We start from the raw sequence: 20,190 nt of genomic DNA on the forward strand, positions 1-20,190 counted from the left end.
TATTTAATGATGAGTAATGGGGTGTGTGACGTTGTAGCTGATGCGCGCTTTGGCAATGAGACTGATGTCGAGCCAGCGATGCCGGCCTGGATGGCGGTATTCTCGCTGGCGATGGGCGTGTTTGGATTGTTGACGGCGGAGTACCTTCCGGCCAGCTTGCTGACGCCGATGGCCGGTGAATTGGGGGTGTCGGAGGCCTTGGCGGGGCAGGCGGTGACAGTGACGGCGGTAGTGGCCCTGTTCTCCGGACTACTGGTGCCAGGCTTGACGCGAGGGATCGACCGGCGAGTGGTATTGCTGTGTTTTTCCACGCTGATGATTGCCTCTAACTTGCTGGTGGCTTTCTCCTCCAGCCTGATGGTGCTATTGATCATGCGGATTTTGCTGGGCATCGCACTGGGCGGCTTCTGGAGCATGGCGGCGGCAGTGGCGATGCGCCTGGTGCCGGCGGCGCTGCTGCCACGAGCCCTGTCGATTATTTTCAGCGGTATTGCAGTGGGCACTGTGGTGGCGGTGCCGCTCGGCAGCTATTTGGGCGGGCTGTATGGCTGGCGCAGTGCTTTTGTGGCCGCCGCCGCCGTCGGGGTAGTGACGCTGGTTTTTCAGCTTTTCACGCTGCCGCCTTTGGCACCGCGCAGGACGGCGCGGTTGAGAACGGTGCTTGAAGTGCTGCTGCGTCCGGGCATTGCCGTGGGCATGCTGGGTTGCGTGCTGGTGCACACAGGGCACTTCGCGTTGTTCACCTACATCCGGCCGTTTCTGGAAAGCACAACCGGCGTAGGGGCAGAAGGGTTGGCGTTGATGCTGCTGGGTTTCGGCGCGGCTAATTTCGTCGGCACGCTGCTGGCTGGCTGGCTACTTGAACGCAGCCCGCGCGGGACGATGGTAATGATGCCTGCGCTGGTCGGTGTTGCAGCTTTAGCCCTGGTGTTGCTGCCTGCTTCTGTGCCGTGTCAGGCGTTGTTGTTGGCACTCTGGGGCATGGCTTTCGGCGGTGTACCAGTGGCGTGGTCAAACTGGGTAGCCCGGTCGGTGCCAGATCAGGCGGAAAGTGCGGGAGGAATGGTAGTGGCCTCGGTGCAGTCTGCGATCGCTGCGGGTGCTGCTGCCGGGGGCGCTATGTTCAGTGTCAGCGGCATCGCAGGCGTATTTGTCGCCGCTGGCATCCTGATGCTGCTCGCAGCGCTGTTGATCGGGATGCGAGTCAAGGTCGAAGCGCCAAGGCACGGCGCAGGGGGCGCCCCGGTTCTGCATCTATAAGATGTATGGTGACTTGTTCGGGGTCAGCGAATGGCAGCTTATGGCCGAAAGCGCGCGCAACGATGAAACCCATCGCCCTTGCTTTCACCTCGCCGATTGCTGGCCAGGTTAACGGTGCCCGCCCTAAAGCGGGCACCGCTTCCTGTATGGGAAAAAGTCCTCGACGCCTGCTTACCAGTTGTAACTCACTTTGGCGGTAATCTCGCGACCCGGGTTGTAGAAGTTCGCGGTGCCGGAACCGACCACGTGTTGCTCATCCAGCAAGTTGCTGACGTTCACCGCAAGGTCGGTGCCCTTGGCGATCTTGTAGTTGAAGGCGGCGTCGAACAGCGTGGTGCCATCGCTTTTGCCGGAGTTGGCTGCATCGAAGTAATAAGAGCCGACGTAGCGCGCCCCCAGGCCAACGCTGACGTCAGTGCCGGGCACGTCGTAATAACTCCAGAGCGACGCGGAATGCTTGGGCGCCGTGGAGAACTCATTACCCTTCAAAGAAGTGCCGTCGTACAACGAACCGCGCAGTACCTCGGACTCCATATAGGAATAGCCACCGATCAGGCTGAGGTTCTGCGTCACTTGCGCCTTGGCCTCCAGGTCGAGGCCACGCGCCCGCGACTCGCCCACTGTCTGTTGCTCAATGATGCCGCTCGGCAGCACCACGGCGATGGTCACGTTTTCCTGGGTCAGGTCGTAAACGGCGGCGGAAAACAGGGCGTCCATCCCCATCGGCGCATACTTCACGCCCACTTCGTACTGCCTGCCCGTCTGCGGTGTTACGCCAACCTGCGGCGGCGATACGGATTCGACCATGCTCACATAGGTGGACACCTCATCGTTGACGATATAGGTCAACGCACCTCGGTAGGAGGTTTCGGAGAAGGTGTCTTTCTCAGTGGACTGCAAACCTTTGCTGGTAAGGTCCATCGAGTCGTTGCGCACCCCCCCGGTGACGATGAACCGCTCGTAGAACGACAGGTTCTGCTGAAGGAATACAGCCTTGGTGGTCGCGTCTCGCTTGTTGACCGCATACGGCGTGATTGAGCGAGAAACGCCCGTAAACACGGGGTTTGCAATGTCAATCGGGGCCGTCAGGGCGTAGACCGAGCTTTCCTTGGTGGTCGAATCGAGGTACTCCACGCCCACCAGGCTGCTGCTGTCGATGTTCTCGAAACGCGCATCGTATTGCAGCATCAGATTGCCGTTGAACTGGTCGGCTTCAGTGTCTGTTCCAAACAGGTACCGGTCAACGCTAGTACCGACACGTGCGGCGCTGTCGCTGATATAAACGTAGCCAAAATCATCGGTCAACTTGCTGTAACGCAGATTGCTGCGCAGTACGAAGCCGTTGTCGAAATCATGGGTGACGTTACCGCTGAGGCTGGTGCGCTCGACATCGTGGAAGTTGTAGCTGGGCTCGCCATAAAACTTGCTGCGGTCGTACTCTTTATCCAGCGGATAACCGCCGCTGTTGGGCGAACTTTCAGTTTTCAGATAGTCCAGAATCACGGTGGCGGACGTGTAATCCGTCGGTGCCCAGGTCAGGCCCCCCATAAACAACTGGTTGTCGTCCTGTGAGTGATCGTACTCGCGATCGCTGTTTTGACCTTTGGCAGTAAAGCGGCCAGCCAGGGTTTTCTCGTCGTTCAGTGCGTCCCCCACATCGATGCCTGTCTCGACATGGTCAAACGAACCGTAGGTCACATAGCCTTGGCCAAACTGCTCGAAGCGCGGCTGTTTGGTCACGAAATTCACCGAGCCGCCCGGGTCCGCGGGGCCAAACAGCGTGGAGTTGGCGCCCCGCAGAATCTCGATGCGCTCATAAGCGAATGGATCTTCGCGTACGCCGCGCATCGAACTCAGGGTCAAGCCGTCACGGTAGGTGGTGGCCTGGAAGCCGCGGATCTGGAAATAGTCGTTGCGGTCATCCGTGCCATAGAAGTCACTGACCACGCCCGGCGTGTATTGCAGCGCCTCCTCCGTGGTGCTGACGCTGCGCTGTTGCATTTCCTTGTTGGTAACAACTGATACCGATGCCGGTGTATTGAGAATGCTGGTTGCCACTTTGCCGCCAACCCAAAGCTCCTTGGCGACCACCGAGTTGGCGTCGTCGTCGGCGCTGACCCTGACCTTGGCATTGATGATGAGGGGAGCAAGGCGATAGTCCTCGACGGCCGTTGCGTCGAGCTCCAGCGGGCCGGCGGACTTTGCTTGAGGGACCAGCAGGTAAGCATTCGGGCCTTGCTGTTCGACCTGCAGTTCGCTTCCCTGTAGCAACGATGACAGCGCTGCCGACGTATCGAGCGTGCCATTCACGCCGGCCGTGGTGCGGTTCATTACACTCGATGCGTCGAAGGAAAGACTGATGCCCGCCTCGCGCGCAAAGCGGTCAAGCGCCGGCGCCAGTGGGCCGGCTGCGATGTTCCACTGCTTGACTTGATTGCTGTGGTCAGCGCCTGAGGTTTGCGCCAGCGATGGCAATGCGTAGCTGCTCACGATCAAACCTAGAATCGCGCCGTGCAAGGCACGATTTAATGGATGGCGCTGTGAAACAGGGGACGAACTCATTTTCTCGCTCCAAGAAAGGACATCGGCAACTGGCCTGTATTCCGGCCTTCCTTAGAGGTCGAACGAGAATGAGAAACCACCTCATTATTTTTCAGGGTGCACACGTTCTGATGGATTCAGGTGGCAGCGGTCAGGGTCACCCAGTAACGGGTCCGGTAATCAATGTGCAAGCGCAGTGACTGCGCGATCAATGCCAGGACCTGATCATTGTCGGCGAGCTGGAAGGTGCCGGAAACGCGACGATCAGCGACTTCGTCGGCGCAGCGCAGTATCCCGGGACGATAACGCGACAACTCCGCGATGAAATCACTGAGGCGCATATTGCGCGCACTGATTACTCCGTCCCCCCAACTCCACAAATCAAGGCCATTGTCCCCAAGCATTCGGGCACCACTTGATGTGAACAGCAGCTGATTTCCCGCCTGGACGCTGGGACTCGCAGCCGTTTGGCTGGAGCCGGGGAAAACCGTGACCGATCCTTGCTGAGCCGCGATGAGAGTGCCATCGTCACGCTCGCGGACCAGAAAGCGGGAACTCTGAGCACGCATGATCCCGTCACGTGATTGCACCCAGAACGGTCGCGCTTGAGGCGAGTGTTGATCCGCACCGACATTCACGATGATTTCACCACGTCGCAGAATGATCAGGCGTCGCTGGGCGTCGAAATCGCTGTCGACGGCGCTATCGCTATTGAGCTGGACAAGGCTGCCATCATCGAGCTGGAAGCGTCGTTGCTCGCCGGTGCTGCTGCGCTGTTGCGCAAGCATGGCGGGTACGGGCGTGTAGTCCCGGCCGAGCCAGGCTGCCGTGCCAACAGTCGCCAATAGGCCCAGTAGCTTCAGGCTTTCCCGCCGTCGCATTCCTTGATGGGTGCCGTTAAGGGTTTGTCGGGCCAGCTGAGCTGGCACGCCTGCGAGTTCATCCCCAAGCGTTTCCACACGCTGCCACGCCAACCCATGCTCCGGGTGCTGCTGCAGCCAGTGCTCAAAAGTGCGCTGTGTCTGTTCATCGGCTTGATTGAAGCGAAGGCGCACCAGCCATTGGATCGCCTGCTCGACAATCGCCGGATCTGGCGCCTGCGGCTCACGACTCGACATAACGCACGCGATAGCAGTGTTGCAGGGCCGTGGCGAGGTCGCGCTCCACCGTCGCGCGGGAAACACCCAGCTTTTCGGCTATTTGCGCGCACGTCAGGCCGTCGAGTCGGGCCAATAAAAACGCCTGGCGAACTCTCGGTTTAAGCGAACCGAGCATGCGGTCTATGCGCTCGAGCGCATCAAGAATCATCAGCCGGCTCTCTTCCGAGGGAACCTCGTGTTGAGGCAGCAACGTGATGCTTTCCAGGTAGGCACGTTCGAGTTCGCGACGACGATACTGATCGATCATCAGTCCGCGGGCGATACTGCTCAAATAGGCGCGTGGTTCGCGCAAGGGGCTGGCCTGGCGGGATTTGAGCAGACGCACGAAGGTGTCCTGCGCCAAATCTGCTGCGTTATCACGACATCCAATGCGTCGGACTAGCCAGCCGTGTAACCACGAGTGATGGGTGCGATAGAGCAGCCCTAGATCTGCAGTACCTAGTGTTTCATCGCTGCGCATCGGAATCCCGGAAAGTACATAACTGATAATTACTCGCATTCTACTCGCGCGACGGGTCTCAGGTAAATACGCGGAGCTCAGTGTCCGCTTTTGGCCGAACGCTATCGTTCTGCAGAGGCCGCGAGCGAAAGAATGTAATCCTGCGCTTGGAAGATTTGAGCGTCTTATGTACGACAAAGCCCTGATTATCAGGGCTTTGTCGTTTGTTGCGGTTTAGCTTCCCCGACGCTCTGGCCTCAGGATGCATCAATCCATATCGTCTTTATTTCAGTGTACTGGTCGTGCGCCCAGATCGATTTGTCGCGGCCGCCAAATCCCGATTCTTTATAGCCGCCGAACGGCGTCGAAGCGTCACCCTCGCCGAAGCAATTAACCGTGACAATCCCGGCGCGGATGCCACGCGAGAGTTTCAGTGCATGGCGCAGGTTGCCGGTGTACGCAGAGGCCGCCAGACCATAGGCAGTGTCATTGGCCAGAGCGATGGCTTCGTCTACCGTCCGGAAAGTGGTGACGCTCAAGACCGGGCCGAAGATTTCTTCCTGGAACAGGCGACTGTCGCGGCTCACGCCATCGATGATGGTGGGCTCGACGAAAATATCGTTAGTCGTATTGCCGCCCGCCAGTACGCTGAGGTTTTCGTCCCTGGCCACGTCAAGATAAGACCGTACCTTGTCGAAGTGCGCTTTGCTGATCATCGAACCCAAGCGGTTTTCAGGGTCCAGTGGGTCGCCCATTTTCCAGTCGCCAAGATGCACCTGCACACGCTGTAACAGCTCGTCCTTGATGTCGGTATGAACGAGCAAGCGGGACGAGGCCGAGCAGTTTTCGCCCATATTCCAGAACGCACCGTTGACCACGTGCTGGGCGACCAGGTCGATATCTTCGACATCATTCATCACGACGGCGGGGTTCTTGCCGCCACATTCGAGCACGATGCGCTTGAGGTTGGATTCGCTGGAATATTTGAGGAACAGCCGCCCGGTGTCGGTCGAACCGGTGAAGCTGACCATCGCCACGTCGGGGTGACGCCCCAGCGGTTCGCCCGCTTCTTTGCCGCCGCCGGGCACGACGTTGAAGACACCGGCGGGAATACCTGCCTGATGCGCCAGTTCGGCCACGCGCAAGGTGCTCAGCGTGGTTTCCTTGGCCGGTTTGACCACAATCGAACAGCCTGCGGCCAGCGAAGGGCCGATTTTCCAGGCGAGCATCAGCAGCGGGAAGTTCCATGGCAACACCAGCCCGACGACGCCAATCGGCTCGCGCACAACCATGGTGACGGCCCCGGATCCGACGGGCGCCGTCGCGTCGTAAATCTTGTCGATCAGCTCGGCGTGCCACCGCAATGTGTGGATGGTCTCCGGCACGTCGATGTTCTGGCATTCGCGAATGGGTTTGCCGCTGTCCAGGCTTTCGAGCACCGCCAGTTCATGGGCGTTGTCCTCCAGCAACCGGGCAAAACGCAGCAGTACCGATTTACGGGCTGACGGCGCCAATGAGTGCCAGCGGCCGTCTTCGAACGACTCTTTAGCCGCCGCGACGGCCTCATCGACATCATCGGCATTGCACGCGGCAATCTCGGTCAGGACCTGTCCAGTGGCGGGGTTGGTTGTGGTAAAGGTCTGGCCCGACTTTGCGGCGCTAAACCTGCCATTGATAAACGCTTGATGGCGAAACTCAAGCGTCGCCGCCAGCTCACGGTATTGCTCTTTACTCAGCAAGTCTGCCATTTCAAGCTTCCTCGATGATGCGCGCGACGTTCGACTGCAGGGTTTTGATCACGCTCTGCAGTTCGTCCTTTTCGCAAGGTTCCAGCGGCTGCAGGGGCGCACGAACGCCACCGGCACGCAGACCGCTGAGTTCGCTGCCATGTTTGATCGATTGGACAAACTTGCCACTTTCAAGGACATCCATCAGCGGCAACATCGCCGACATGATCCGACGGCCCTTATCGAAGTTCTTCTCGATCACGCAGGCTTCGTAAAGCGCAATGTGCTCACGGGGGATGAAGTTCGAACCGGCGCACACCCAACTGCGCGCTCCCCAGGCAAAAAACTCCAGCGCCTGATCATCCCAGCCGCAGGAGATCTGGATCTGCGGATGTGCGTGAGCCAGTCGATGCAGACGGCTCATTTCGCCGGAGCTTTCCTTGATGGCAGCGATGTTCTTGCAACCGGCAATGGCCTGGAAAAACTCATCGCCCATCGCAACGCCCATGCGCGACGGATAGTTGTACAGCATGATCGGCAGCCCGGCGGCCTTGTCGACAGCGAGCACGTGGGCGGCGATCTCCTTCTGAGTTGGCAAGGCATAGGGCGGCGAGCCGACCAGAATCGCGTCCGCTTTCAGTGTCTTTGCCTTCTCGGCGAAGTACACCGAGTCTTCAGTGCGGATGCCGCCAGTGCCGACCACCAGTGGCAAGCGCCCGCCAATCACCTCTTTTGCCCGCTTGGCCACTGCCACGCGCTCCTCAGCGGTATGCGCATAGTACTCGCCGGTCGAACCGCCAATCACGATGCCGTGAACCATGGACTCGATCAGGTACTCGATCACGTCGGAGAAGGCCGAATAGTCGAGCTGGCCATCGGCGGATAACGGGGTAATGGCCGGGGTAAAAATTCCATCAAAGTTCATCGCGTTTTCTCCAGGGGTTCAATGTAAAAAATACTCGGGCAACAGGAGGTTCAGCTCTCTCTCCCGGCGCGGTACTGCCCCCACTTGAGGTTCATGTTCACCCCAAGCGAAAGGAACGGTTCTGGCGGGTTGCTGTTGGGCCCCGGGGTTTGCAGCAGAAAATTGATCAGTTCGTCACGCTGCCCTCCCAGCCAGTCGGCCAGCAACTTGCCGGTGACAGTTCCGCGCGTCACCCCGAGCCCGTTGCAGCCCAGCGCGCCATAGACATTCGGCGCCAGTTCACCGAAGAAGCCGTTGTGATTGCGCGACATGGCCAGCGCGCCACCCCAGGTGTAGTCGAAGGTCACGTTCGGCAACATCGGAAAGCGCTGATCAAAAGAGGCCTTGTGCCGACGAACGAAACGCTCGTTGTATTTGCGGTTGCTACGGCCATCGGGGTTGAAGGTGAAACTGTTGCGAATGAGCAAGCGGTTATCCGGCGTGCGGCGCACGGTAGTGCCGAACGGATCTGCCGGGATCGCGCCCCAGAAAGGTTTGCCGCCCAGGCGCGCCTGTTCTTCATCCGCCAGCGGTCGAGTGATGCTCGCGTAGGTGTAGATCGGCAACATGCGCCCCTGCAGAAAACCGAAGCGCATGCCGAACGAGTTATTCGCCAGAATCAGTTTGTCGGTGGTGATGCTGCCGTGGGCGTGTTTAAGAAGGGTCTTGGCGCCATATTCCACTTCGAGAATCGGCGTACGTTCATACAGCGTGACGTTCGACGGTAAATGATCGGCCAAACCTTTCACCAGGCCGGACGGCTGCAGCAATACGGCACCCGGAGTGAACAATGCCTGGCGGTAAAACCGCGTGCCCAGATGTTCGGGCAATTCCTCGGCATCGATCATTTGAAATGGCTGATCGAGTTTTTCCAGGCCGCGTCGATAGGCATCAAGTACCGCAACACCGCGATCTTCCACCGCCGCCTGATACTTACCGCACGCTTTCATCTGACAGTCGATATTGAATTGATCGACCAGCCCGCGAAGTATCGATTGTCCGGCCAGATTGAGTTTCAGACTGGTCCTGGCAAGTGCGATGTCGCCGATGTAATCATCCGCACCAATATCATGGGGAAGATCAATCGCAAAACCGGCGTTGCGACCTGAAGGCCCCAGCCCTACTTCCTGAGCTTCTACAAGTACCACTTCGTCGCCGGGGAAATTCAACGCCAGTTGCCGCGCGCAGGCCAGTCCGGTGAAACCGGCACCGATAATCACCCAGCGCGCCGAACGGTGGCCGCGGTGCGCGGGCTGGGGACTGCGCGGCTTGCTCAGATGAAACCAGCCACAACTATCATCATCGGCAGGCAATGAACTGACTTTCATAATGTTCAACCGTTATTCGTTGAAGTTGCAAAACGCACGCGGCACACAGCAAACGCACGCAGTGGCGTTGTTTGGAAAACTTGCAAAACCGGCTTTTTCCCTATCGTCAGGGTTAACCGTTCGACTCAGGAACTGGCAGCCAGGGCGTGTCCGCGGCTGGCACAATCGCTGGCGTAGTAATAATCCCTGAAGGTCATGGGCGATAAGCCGAACAGATCCTTGAAACGCTTATAGAAGTGCGGATAACTGATGAATCCGGTGGCCAGCGCTACATCTGTCAGCGACCGGTCACTTTGCACAATAAGTTGTCGAGCCCGAGTCAGCCGCAGCTCCAGGTAGTACCGATTCGGCGCTGCGTTGAGGTAGCGGGAAAACCGTCTTTCCAGCTGCCGGCGGGACACGCCGGTCTGACTGGCGATCTCATCGATTTCCATCGGCTCCTCAATGTTGTTTTCCATCAGGTCGAGGGCGATGTTCAGCGGCTTTGGAATCGCTGCCGGACGAACACTCTCGGCAGTTATCGCAGGCTCGCCCTGTCCAGGCTGGTGAAGCCGTTTGATTTCATCGACCAGTGCAGCATCGCTCCGCGAGCCCAGTTCCTGCATGATCGCCAGGGTCATACCCAGCGCTGCATGAGCACTGGCACAAGTGGCTCGGCGCTGAGCGCAGATGAAGTCGAGACCGGACGCCTTCAACCGCGGGAAATATTCGCTGATCAAAGCGCAACTGTCGCTGTGACAGGCAAACTCATGAGTGTCCAGCAACCCGGCATCGGCCAGATAGAACGCGGCGTTCCAGCATCCGGCGACGATGCCTTTGCTGGCAGTTTTTTTCAGCACTCGGCGCAGCAGCGGTTGAGACGCAAGCCTGACACGCTGACCGCCGACCACAATCACCGCATCATGAGTTAAGCCTTCCGCGACCAGTCTCTGCGAAGACACCGGCACGCCGATATCGCTTTCGACCAGCCCGCCCTTGAGCGAGCAGGTCGCCACTTGGTAAAGCGTCTCACCATTGATCAGGTTACCCGTGACCAGCGCATCCATCGCCGTGGAAAGGGTTGTCAACGAAAAATGGTCGAGCAGAACAAAGGCCACCCGAACGACACGTTCACGTCCCGGGACCGACGTGGATTGTCGAAACCGGATGTTCTGTTGCTTCAACGGACTCTGAAAGGTTTCCATCTTTCGTTACTCACTCGCCTGAACGCTTACCCGCGGCGCGAACAGTGGCGACCGGCTGACCCGCCGCCACGTGCAGTCGAACCGATTACTTTGCCGCCGCACGTGCATCGCTCAACCAGCCGTCGTAGGCCTGCTGGTTGGCCTTGATCCATTCGGCCGCGTGACGCTTGATGTCGGCGAGCGACTTTTCACCGTTTTGCATGCGCAGGTTTTGCGCACTCTCAGCGCTGGTGGGAATGCTGACTTCGGAGAGAAACTTGCGTGCTACCGGATTTTTCTCGGCGAACTCCTTGTTCATCACGGCATTGACGGTGTCCACCGGGAATCCGAGATTTTTACCGTCATGGAAAGTCTCTTTGCTGTCCTTGCCATCGGGCAGCGCAGTGAACGGTACCGGCAGCCACACCACGTCCCGCCCTTCCACCAGCACGCCGGCAATCCACTGCGGCACCCAGGTGAAAAACAGCACCGGCTTGCCCTGCTGATAACGCGCAATGGTGTCGGCCATCAGCGCGAAGTAGGAGCCGCGGTTATCGACCACGGTCGGCCCCAGGCCGTAGGCTTTCATGTGGTGCTCGATCATGATCTCGCAGCCCCAGCCCGGGTTGCAGCCGGTCAGGTCGGCTTTGCCATCGCCGTTGCTGTCGAACAGTTTGGCGATTTCAGGTTTCTTCAGGTCAGACAGATCCTTGATCTGGTAGGCCTCGGCGGTTTTTTTGTCGATCATGTAGCCCTGCAGCACGCCTTTCATGATCTGCCCGACCTTGACCATTACGTCATCGCCGCCGGCCTTCTCGTAAAACGCTTGGTGCAGGTGTTCCCATTCATGCACGGTGAAATCCGCATCGCCGTAAGAGAGCGCGAGGAACATCGCCGGATAGTCGACCTCTTTCGGCGGCTTGACGTCATAGCCCAGTTCCTTGAGACCGGCGAGCACGACCTCACCCCGGAAGCGCTCTTCGGCGATGCTCGGGAAAATCGGTGTGATCGACACGCCGGCGCCCGGTTTGTTGGCGTCTGCTGCGTAAACCGCCGAGCCCAACACCGTGCCGAACACCGTAGCCACCAGGCTCGCAATCAGGCTTTTCTTCAGATTTGTCAGTTTCATTTTTCACCACGCTTGGAATGTTTGAGGGGTGAGCAGGCCAACTTAATTCGTCACCGGACGTGCAACGGTTTTCTTTTTCCTGAGCTTCATCACCAGCCCCAGCGGGCCGGTTTCATACCAGCGCTGACCGGTGGCCAGATCGCTGCTGCGTTCACCCATGGCCTGGGTCAGCCGGTCAAGGAACACCGCCAGCAGTACCAGCCCGGCGCCGCCAACACTGGCCAGGCCCATGTCGAGACGACCGATGCCGCTCAACACCATCAGGCCCAAACCACCGACCGAGATCATCGAGGCGACCACCACCATCGACAGCGACAACATCAACGTCTGGTTGAGTCCGGCCATCATCGTCGGCGCCGCCAGCGGCAACTGCACTTTCAGCAACACTTGCGTGGCCGTGCAGCCGAACGCTCGTGCAGCCTCGACCTTGTCGGCAGGCACTTGGCGGATGCCGAGGTTGGTCAGCCGCACCAACGGCGCGACAGAGAAGATGATGGTGACGATCACTCCGGGCACGTTACCGATGCCAAAGAGCATGACCACCGGCACCAGATAAACGAACGCCGGCAGCGTCTGCATGGCGTCGAGCACCGGACGGATGATCATTTCGGTGCGATCACTGCGTGCACAGAGGATGCCCAGCGGGATGCCGATGACTGCGCAAAACAACAGCGATGTCAGCACCAGGGCCAGCGTGACCATGGCATCGTTCCATACGCCGATCAGGCCAAGCCCAGTGAGCGTCGCGATGCTGAAGATGGCGATACGCTTGCCGCCGATCTGCCAACTGATCAGTCCGGCAATGATGATGAAGACCGTGGGAGGCACCGAAAGCAGTCCCCACTGCACGCCATCCAGAACCTGGTCGACCGGCCAGCGAATCGAGCGGAAGACTTCGCGAAAGTTACTGACCAGATATTTGAGTGCGGTTTCGACCCACGAGCCCAAGGGTATATTGATGCTGTGGAATGGATCCAGAATATTGAAATCTGACATGGTGCTACCTCGCCCGCAAAAACTGCTTTTATCAATCCTGACTCTTCGGTGTTCAGCTGTTACTTAGGCAGCTCAGCAAATGGCCCTGTGAAATCGAACCTTTATAAAGGCCAACTTCGTCGACCACCGGCATCGGTGTTGCCGAGGCAGCGACAATATGAAAGATGTCGCGCAATGAAGCTTCGGCCCTGATAGTTGCTTGATTGCCTGGCAGATAAACAACATTGGAGTCCTGCTGTGCTATATCGCCGGCTTTCAATATTCGACTGGTGTCGAAGCCATTAAAGAAGTCGCGCACATATTTATTCGCGGGACTGCACAGCAATTCACGCGGCGTGCCGATCTGCACCACGCGTCCGCCTTCCATGATCGCGATCCGATGACCGATGCGAACCGCCTCTTCAATGTCGTGGGAAATGAAAATGATGGTGCGATCCTGCTCGGCCTGAAGCTTGATCAGCTCGCCCTGCATCTCGCTGCGAATCATCGGATCGAGTGCCGAAAACGCTTCATCCATCAGCAGAATGGCAGGGTCGTTGGCCAGGGCGCGGGCCAGACCGACGCGTTGCTGCATACCGCCGGAGAGTTGATGCGGGAAGCTGAACTCCTGACCTGTAAGCCCGACCTGCTCGAGCGCGCCCATCGCGCGGCAGTAGCGCTCTTTCTCGCTGACGCCGCTGATTTCCAGGCCGAAACTGACATTATCGATGACGCTCATGTGCGGCATCAGCGCGAACGACTGGAAGACCATGCCCATGTCCTTGCGCCGGACCTGCAGCAAGTCCTTGTCGGCTAGACCGGTGATCTCCTTGCCGTTGAGAAAGATGTGGCCGCAGGTCGGTTCGATCAGCCGGTTGAACAATCGGACCATGGTCGATTTGCCGGAGCCGGACAATCCCATGATCACAAAGATTTCACCTCGACGAACGGAGAAGTTGGCATCGAAAACACCAATTGCCTGACCGGTCTTTTTGAATACTTCGGCTTTCGAGGCGCCCTCTTCTATCATTTTCATCGCCAGGGCCGGCTGCGTACCAAAGACTTTGAAAACATTCTTTACGCAGATGATCTCGTCGGAACTTGTCATACCTTGCCTCCTTCGCGTCGCGCCTCTTTTGCTTTGCACGACAAGCAAATCAGCGAAACTGTTTTTAAACGGCAGCGGTAATGAAGAAATGTTTTCACGACGGGCTTCCTTTTATTATTTTTGGGGACCCAGGAAAAAGGGATGTTGCAAATCTATTAGCATCGCCCCGCTTAATCCAACTACATTTACAGGGACAATTTGATAACGTCGGGTTATCGGTTTGCGACGCGGCCATGAAGGATCGGCTGCCTCGCATCCTCAGCGACCGGGTCTATTCCCAAAACGACGCTGGCGTGGCCGTCCGCGGTCGGTTCCGTTACCCTCCTCGCGCTTCGTTGGGGAGCTTTATCGTTAGGAGAGTGTACGAATGACCAAGCATGTCGACCCTGACACTATCTTGCTGAAAATGCCTTCCTTGAGGGCTGTAAAGGCATTTGTCGCCGCTGCCAAATACGAAAGCTTCACCCGTGCCGCCGAGGCTTTATGCGTTTCTCAAGCTGCGATCAGCCGACAGATTCGCGAGCTGGAAAGCTATTTGGGCGCGCAACTGTTTACCCGCGTGGGCCGTGCAGTTGAATTGACCGCCGCCGGCGCGGTGTTCTTTGATGCCGCGCAGCTCTCGTTTGTTAACATTGCCCAGGCCGCCGAACGCATCCGCAGCAGCCAATCGAGTAAAAAAGTGCTGACCGTCTGCTGCTCACCGGCCTTTTCCGCACTGTGGCTGTCGAACCACCTGCAGGAATTCTTCGCCCAGTGCCCGGACATCGAACTGAACCTGATCACCACGCAGAATTTTTTGACCATGGAACCCGGCGTGCAGCCGGACATTTTCATCACCAAGATTTCACGCATCCGCGAAGGTTATAGAAGCTATCCGCTGTGCCACGATGTGATTTATCCAGTGTGCACGCCGCAGTACCTGGAGAAGCACCCGGAGATTTCGACCATTGAAGGTGTACGCGATTCGGCGCTGCTCAACCTCAGCCCGTACGGCCGCTCGCAAGTCGCCGAACACGTCGACTGGGGGGTGTGGCTGGCGTTTCAGGCCATCGATATCGACGACCGGCCGACGAACAGCCCACAGATTTTCAATGCCAACGATTACAACCTGCTGATCAGCATGGTGCTCACCCATCAGGGCATCGCCCTGGGCTGGAATCACCTCGTCACCTCGCTGGTGCAGCAAGGCCTGCTGGTGCGACCGATCGAGCAACAGGTGCAGTTGCGCAACAGCTGGCATTACCTCAGCTGTCGAGAAAACTCGGACAATGAAGATGAATTGCGGCGCTTTCGTGAATGGATCCTGACGAAGTTTCCCCGCCGTTGACTCAACCCGCCACTCGTTCGGGCGTTTTGGTTATCAATTGCCCGACGAAAATGTCGCTGGAGCGGCGCCCTGCCCTGACTCATTGTTGAGCGCCGCCGGTTCAGACCGGCCCGGCTCAACTCACTGGAAGGGCTTGCTGAATGTCACTCTTCGAATTCTGTCGCCACTTTGATTTTCTGGATGCTCCGCGCAACACCCAAGCAATCGTGCAAGACAGTCTGCTGGATATCGTTGGCGTCATGGCCGGCGCGGCCAGCAATGACACCACTGTCGCGATGCGGCGCTTTGCCCAGCAACATTACCCGACAGGCGTTTATAACAGCCGTCTGATCTTCGGCGGGCAGCGTGTCAACGTGCTCGGCGCAGCCTGGGCCGGCGGGTTCAGTGCCGACAGCCTCGACGCCCATGAAGGCCATTTCAAATCCAAGGGCCACGCCGGCGCCACCGTGGTGCCTGCCGTGCTGGCGCTTGCCGATGCGCTGCATCATCAAGGCCAGTCAATCACCGGCCGTGAGTTACTGACTGCCTTGTGCATCGGTTACGAAACCGCGTTGCGGGCCGGGTCTGCATTGATGGCGACCTCGCCGACGTATCACGCATCCGGGGGGTTCTCGGCGGTCGGAGTTGTCTGCGCCGGAGCACGGTTGCTGGGTCTGGATGAATCGACGTTTCGCCACGCCCTGGGCATCGCCGAGTACTTCAGCGCGCGTTGTCCGATGATGCGCGTGGTGCAAGCGCCGACGATGCTGCGCGACGCCCACGGCGCTGGGGCCTTTACCGGTTTGAACGCGCTGTTCATGGCAATGGCAGGCATCACCGGTGCGCCGGCAGAAACGGTGGAAGACGTCACGGTCGCCGAACATTGGGTCGATATCGGTGGCCGCTGGGAGATCGACAGTCAGTACTTCAAGCCCTGGCCGGTCTGCCGCTGGGCACAACCGGCGCTGACTGCGATGCTTGAGCTGCGGCGTGAAAATCCACTGCTCGATGCCGATTGGATTGAAACCCTTCGCGTGGAAACATTCTACGAGTCGATGTGTTTACAGGGCCATACACCGCGTAATGCCGATCAGGCGCAATACGCCCTTGCCTTTCCACTCGCTGCGCTGCTTGTCAGGGGTAAAGTGGGGCCGGAAGAAGTCACCGGTGAAGCCATTTTCGCGGCGGATATTCTGGCGTTGAGCCGCCGCATCGAAATTGTTGAAGCCGCTGATATCTCGGCCCGATTCCCTGACGAAATCCTCTCCCGAGTGAGCGTCACGCTGAAGAACGGCACAGTGCTGGTGAGTCCGCTTACCGCCGCACGTGGCGACCCCGAATCGCCTTTGAGCGCTGAAGAGCTGAACGAAAAGTTTGATCTGTTCGCCCGTGGCCTCGGCCATCAACGCAGTGATGCGTTGAAAACCACGATCAGGCACATCGCTCAAGCGAACTGCGCTGTTAGCGCCCTCGATGCAGTTTTCCAAGCGGTTCAGGCCTTGCCGCTAGCCAATCACTCATAACTACACATCATCGATAACCCCTAGCAAATGTCGTTTGTGATGATCAGCCCGCGCCCGATAGGCTGAGTTCTATCGATGGCTGATTTTTAAAAGTCACGGTTAAAGGTGACCGCACAAGATTGATGTCCCGGGAGGATAACAATGAACAACAACGAATCCGTATTTGACCTGATCGCACAGCGCAAACCGTGGCACTCACTGCCGGGCGCGCTTTACAGCAGTGAGAGCGTTTACCGTCAGGACCTTGAGCAAATCTGGCACAAGGAGTGGATCTTTGCCGGCCACACGTTCGAAATCACCAAGCCGGGGCAGTATTTCACTCTGCAGATCGGTGACTATCCCGTCGCCGTCGTCCGAGGCAAGGATGGAGAGGTTCGCGCGTTCCATAACGCGTGCCGTCACCGAGGCGCAAAAATCTGCGAAGCCGACCACGGCAAAGTCGCGAAAATGGTTTGCCCGTACCACAAGTGGACTTATGAGCTGGATGGCAACTTGTTGTTTGCCGGCAACATGGGCCAGGATTTCGACAAGTCGCAATACAACCTGAAAAGCGTTCACTGCGAGATCGTCGATACCTACATTTACGTCTGCGTCGCCGCCAAAGCCCCTGAGTTCGACGGTTTCCGCAAAGCCGTCAGCCCTTTCATCGCGCCGCATTATCTTGAAAACTGCAAAGTCGCGTTCGAGTCGAACATCATCGAGAAAGGCAACTGGAAACTGGTCTTCGAAAACAACCGCGAGTGCTATCACTGCGACGGTTCCCACCCCGAACTCCTGCATTCGTTCGTCGACAATCTTTCGGTGGGTGGCATCAGTGGCGAAGATGACCCCGAGCTGTCGGCCTATTGGGCCAAGTGCGAGAAGGCCGGGTTGCCAAGCCGGCTGGTCATGGATATCAACGGCCAGTTCCGCATGACACGCATTCCCCTGTCATCCGGTGCCGTCAGCTACACCATGGACGGAAAACCTGCCGTGGCCGGTCGCCTGGACAAGACCACCGAAGCGGACATTGGCGCGCTGCTGTATTTCCACTACCCCTCCACCTGGAATCACTTCCTCGGCGACCACGCGCTGAGTTTCCGCGTTCTGCCAATCAGCGCCACGCAGACGTTGGTCACCACCAAATGGCTGGTGCCCAACACCGCCGTGGAAGGTATTGACTACGACATCGAACGTCTGACCAAAGTATGGATTGCCACCAATGATCAGGACCGCACGCTGGTCGAGGGCACCCAGCGCGGCGTGACCTCGCCCTCGTACGAGCCCGGCCCGTATTCGGAAACGGCCGAGACCGGCGTGTGTCAGTTCGATGACTGGTATTGCGCGACGATGCTGGACCGGCTCAAAGGGCCGATTGCGTTGAAATCTGTTGGCTGACCGACGCGCCTCAAGTTGTAGAGGGCTGCCGTAAAGCGCCTGTTCTATTGAATCCCGGGACGTTCACCCTCCGCCTCCAGCATCTCAACGGATGGTGGAGGCGGCTTTCGTTGCCGAGTCGCTTGCGCGCACAGTAGCGAACCCGCCGTCACCAGCACCGCGCCCCGATGTGAAAATCGGCAAGCTTCACCACGCCAGCTCCGGACAAGGCCATGTCGCGCAACCGATCGAATATCCAGCAAGCCCTGCCGTAGCACAATTGTGCCGCGCAAGGATGAACATACGTTCATCGAAATGAGCCTTCGACGCGTCTACCCTGCGGGTTCCGACATAGTGACTACAGGAGTAACCCCACCATGTTCTCGCACGAAAGCCTTCCCCTCATTGTCATTTTCATCATCATGCTGCTGGGCGTGCTGGCGGCCGTTTTACATCCCGTCCATGCCTTGTTCAGCTGGCTTCGTCGGCGCCGCGAAAGAGCCGCCGTCCAGGCCGCTGGCGCAGAACAAGACAAGGGCTGATCGGCGCGTCTGGCGCGGCACCACCGTGAACCTTCACCAATGCCGAAGCCGATCCACCTGCCCACTCGCCCGCGCCGCTGCGTCACTGCCAGGATGGGTCGCATGCTGCAGTTCCCGCGCATCATGGCTGCAATAGATCTTCACCGCCGCACGCTGATCCGCCGCCAATTGGCGCAGGCGCTGCTGGTTGTGCAAGCGTGCGTGGCGGTCGGTGTCCATCATGTATTGGTAAAGCCGCATGCCGGGTGGGCAGCGGCGTGTGGGCAGGTGCACTTCGTCATGATGAAAATAGGCATCGCCGGCGTGCAGTTGCCAGCCTTCGGCAGTGCGCAAGGCGATGCCGGCGTGTCCGGCGGTGTGCCCGCTTAGCGGTACCAGCAAGATGTCCTCTTCTTCGGCGCCGAACACCGCGCGCACCGAATCAAAGCCAAACCAGGTATCGCCCTGTGGGGCATACAGCTCCCAATCCACGACATCGCGCCATTGCGCGGGCACAAAGCGCCGCCGCGCGATCCAGCCACCCGCCCGCGTGGCATGCTGAAGTTCCTGCTGCATGACATGCACGCGCGCACGTGGAAAATCCTGCAGGGCGCCGGCGTGATCAAAATCCAGGTGGGTCAGCAGGATATGGTGCACATCGTTGGCGTCGAAGCCCAGCCGACGGATCTGCTCCAGCGCGGTAAAGCGGTGCTCCAGGCGAATGTTATTAAGCGTTCGGAAAAAACCGCTCAGGCGCTGCGGATGCTGCACGTCCTGCTGGCCGAACCCGGTGTCCACCAGAATCAAGCCGTTGCTGGCGGTTTCGATCAGCAGGCAGTGACACACCACCGACGCGGTCAGGCCGCGGCTGTAGCCATCAAACAAAGCGCCACCCAGTGGGCACATACAGCCGCAATTCAAATGATGCACACGCATGTCAAACCTTCCTCGCGCCGGATGCGCTGTCGACCTTCGTCTGAGGTTGACCCGGCTCGCACGGACACTGCTCGAACCAATCGACGTGTGGCACCGTGAACCGCTACCGCCCGGCCACAAACGCCATTCATCGTGCCAGGGATCCGCTCATCGACGTTGCAGCCCATCGCCTCAGTCAATCCAGGGGAACAACCTGCCGCTTGCAGCGTCATCACTAAAAGCGCGAGAAAATTTGTCTGCCTCGCGCGTGCACAAACCCACCAACTGAAGGTGCGCCCATGTCCGCCAGTAACCGCGATACATCGACTGAACACGTCACCGATCAACCTGAACGACAACTGCACATTGAAGACCACGGCGACGGCCTGACAGATGATCAGCGGGCGAGTCGCGAACAGTCCGATCGCCAGGACGGGGCCCGCGTCAAGCCGGGTCCGGCCGATCAGGACCGGCAAGCCAGGCGCTGAGCTTTGACCTTTGATGTATCAGAAAAAGGACGGCACTCATGTTTGATAAAAAGCACCGCTACATCGTCAGTTTCATCATCGACAACCAGCCGGATAACAGAACGCTGGAACACGACGGCGACACCCTCGATCCCCAACAGGCCGAAGCGCTGCTCAAAACCACTTTTTCTGAACTCAAGGACGCGCGCCTGAGTGACGTTCAAGTGCAAAAACGCACCAAACCCGACGAAGACGACAACATCCCCGGGCACTACCAGCAGCCCTGAAACTGCGCACCCAAGTGCCCC

18 protein-coding genes are annotated in these 20,190 nt (G+C 58.6%); 7 read left to right on the forward strand and 11 right to left on the reverse strand.

The annotated features are described in order from the left end of the window. Nucleotides 1-9 precede the first annotated feature (9 nt). The gene (locus HU743_RS19495; RefSeq protein ID WP_186650628.1) at nucleotides 10-1,260 is read left to right on the forward strand and encodes an MFS transporter; all 1,251 of its coding nucleotides are present in this window, start codon (nucleotides 10-12) and stop codon (nucleotides 1,258-1,260) included. 171 nt (nucleotides 1,261-1,431) lie between these two features. Here HU743_RS19495 and HU743_RS19500 read toward each other — a convergent pair whose 3' ends face one another. The 10 genes from HU743_RS19500 to HU743_RS19545 form a co-directional block, all read right to left on the reverse strand. Continuing rightward, nucleotides 1,432-3,822: a TonB-dependent siderophore receptor gene (locus tag HU743_RS19500; protein WP_186650630.1), complete on the reverse strand. Its 2,391-nt coding sequence runs from the start codon at nucleotides 3,820-3,822 to the stop codon at nucleotides 1,432-1,434. A gap of 116 nt (nucleotides 3,823-3,938) precedes the next feature. Then, on the reverse strand, nucleotides 3,939-4,919 hold the full coding sequence (locus HU743_RS19505; RefSeq protein WP_186650632.1) for a FecR domain-containing protein: 981 nt from the start codon (nucleotides 4,917-4,919) through the stop codon (nucleotides 3,939-3,941). After that, the gene (locus HU743_RS19510; RefSeq protein ID WP_186650634.1) at nucleotides 4,906-5,421 is read right to left on the reverse strand and encodes a sigma-70 family RNA polymerase sigma factor; all 516 of its coding nucleotides are present in this window, start codon (nucleotides 5,419-5,421) and stop codon (nucleotides 4,906-4,908) included. The genes HU743_RS19505 and HU743_RS19510 overlap by 14 nt, the downstream gene beginning before the upstream one ends. Nucleotides 5,422-5,657: 236 nt before the next feature. After that, a complete protein-coding gene (locus HU743_RS19515) occupies nucleotides 5,658-7,148 on the reverse strand; it encodes an aldehyde dehydrogenase (RefSeq protein WP_186619912.1) in 1,491 nt (496 codons plus the stop codon). Between the two features lies 1 nt (nucleotide 7,149). Next, nucleotides 7,150-8,052, reverse strand: coding sequence for a dihydrodipicolinate synthase family protein (locus HU743_RS19520; RefSeq protein ID WP_186650636.1), 903 nt, complete (start codon nucleotides 8,050-8,052; stop codon nucleotides 7,150-7,152). A 50-nt stretch (nucleotides 8,053-8,102) separates the two neighbouring features. Then, nucleotides 8,103-9,422: an FAD-dependent oxidoreductase gene (locus tag HU743_RS19525; RefSeq protein WP_186620179.1), complete on the reverse strand. Its 1,320-nt coding sequence runs from the start codon at nucleotides 9,420-9,422 to the stop codon at nucleotides 8,103-8,105. A 122-nt stretch (nucleotides 9,423-9,544) separates the two neighbouring features. Further along, a complete protein-coding gene (locus HU743_RS19530) occupies nucleotides 9,545-10,603 on the reverse strand; it encodes a helix-turn-helix domain-containing protein (RefSeq protein WP_186650638.1) in 1,059 nt (352 codons plus the stop codon). 85 nt (nucleotides 10,604-10,688) lie between these two features. Next, a complete protein-coding gene (gene proX / locus HU743_RS19535; RefSeq protein ID WP_186551365.1) occupies nucleotides 10,689-11,711 on the reverse strand; it encodes a glycine betaine/L-proline ABC transporter substrate-binding protein ProX in 1,023 nt (340 codons plus the stop codon). A gap of 42 nt (nucleotides 11,712-11,753) precedes the next feature. After that, nucleotides 11,754-12,707 (reverse strand): glycine betaine/L-proline ABC transporter permease ProW, encoded by a 954-nt coding sequence (proW, locus tag HU743_RS19540; RefSeq protein ID WP_186650640.1) that lies wholly within the window; start codon nucleotides 12,705-12,707, stop codon nucleotides 11,754-11,756. 52 nt (nucleotides 12,708-12,759) lie between these two features. Further along, nucleotides 12,760-13,794, reverse strand: coding sequence for a glycine betaine/L-proline ABC transporter ATP-binding protein (locus tag HU743_RS19545; RefSeq protein ID WP_186650642.1), 1,035 nt, complete (start codon nucleotides 13,792-13,794; stop codon nucleotides 12,760-12,762). 367 nt (nucleotides 13,795-14,161) lie between these two features. Here HU743_RS19545 and HU743_RS19550 point away from each other — a divergent pair, with 367 nt between their 5' ends. The 4 genes from HU743_RS19550 to HU743_RS19565 all read left to right on the forward strand — a co-directional run bounded on the left by HU743_RS19550 (nucleotide 14,162) and on the right by HU743_RS19565 (nucleotide 18,521). Beyond that, the gene (locus tag HU743_RS19550) at nucleotides 14,162-15,121 is read left to right on the forward strand and encodes a LysR family transcriptional regulator (RefSeq protein WP_186551363.1); all 960 of its coding nucleotides are present in this window, start codon (nucleotides 14,162-14,164) and stop codon (nucleotides 15,119-15,121) included. A 140-nt stretch (nucleotides 15,122-15,261) separates the two neighbouring features. Then, complete coding sequence (locus HU743_RS19555; RefSeq protein ID WP_186650643.1) at nucleotides 15,262-16,623, forward strand: MmgE/PrpD family protein; 1,362 nt, start codon at nucleotides 15,262-15,264, stop codon at nucleotides 16,621-16,623. A gap of 141 nt (nucleotides 16,624-16,764) precedes the next feature. After that, on the forward strand, nucleotides 16,765-18,000 hold the full coding sequence (locus HU743_RS19560) for an aromatic ring-hydroxylating dioxygenase subunit alpha (RefSeq protein ID WP_186619919.1): 1,236 nt from the start codon (nucleotides 16,765-16,767) through the stop codon (nucleotides 17,998-18,000). A gap of 356 nt (nucleotides 18,001-18,356) precedes the next feature. Further along, nucleotides 18,357-18,521, forward strand: coding sequence for a hypothetical protein (locus HU743_RS19565; RefSeq protein ID WP_186619921.1), 165 nt, complete (start codon nucleotides 18,357-18,359; stop codon nucleotides 18,519-18,521). Between the two features lie 33 nt (nucleotides 18,522-18,554). On the opposite strand, the gene HU743_RS19570 is transcribed toward HU743_RS19565, so the two are convergent. After that, nucleotides 18,555-19,436, reverse strand: a complete 882-nt coding sequence (locus tag HU743_RS19570) for an MBL fold metallo-hydrolase (RefSeq protein WP_186551359.1) — start codon at nucleotides 19,434-19,436, stop codon at nucleotides 18,555-18,557. Between the two features lie 278 nt (nucleotides 19,437-19,714). On the opposite strand from HU743_RS19570, the gene HU743_RS19575 reads away from it, so the two are divergent. After that, the gene (locus HU743_RS19575; protein WP_186650646.1) at nucleotides 19,715-19,903 is read left to right on the forward strand and encodes a hypothetical protein; all 189 of its coding nucleotides are present in this window, start codon (nucleotides 19,715-19,717) and stop codon (nucleotides 19,901-19,903) included. A 38-nt stretch (nucleotides 19,904-19,941) separates the two neighbouring features. Next, nucleotides 19,942-20,169, forward strand: coding sequence for a hypothetical protein (locus HU743_RS19580; protein WP_186650648.1), 228 nt, complete (start codon nucleotides 19,942-19,944; stop codon nucleotides 20,167-20,169). The last annotated feature ends 21 nt before the right edge of the window (nucleotides 20,170-20,190 follow it).

It is taken from the genome of Pseudomonas sp. SWRI99 (assembly GCF_014270125.1).
Lineage (GTDB): Bacteria > Pseudomonadota > Gammaproteobacteria > Pseudomonadales > Pseudomonadaceae > Aquipseudomonas > Aquipseudomonas hamedanensis.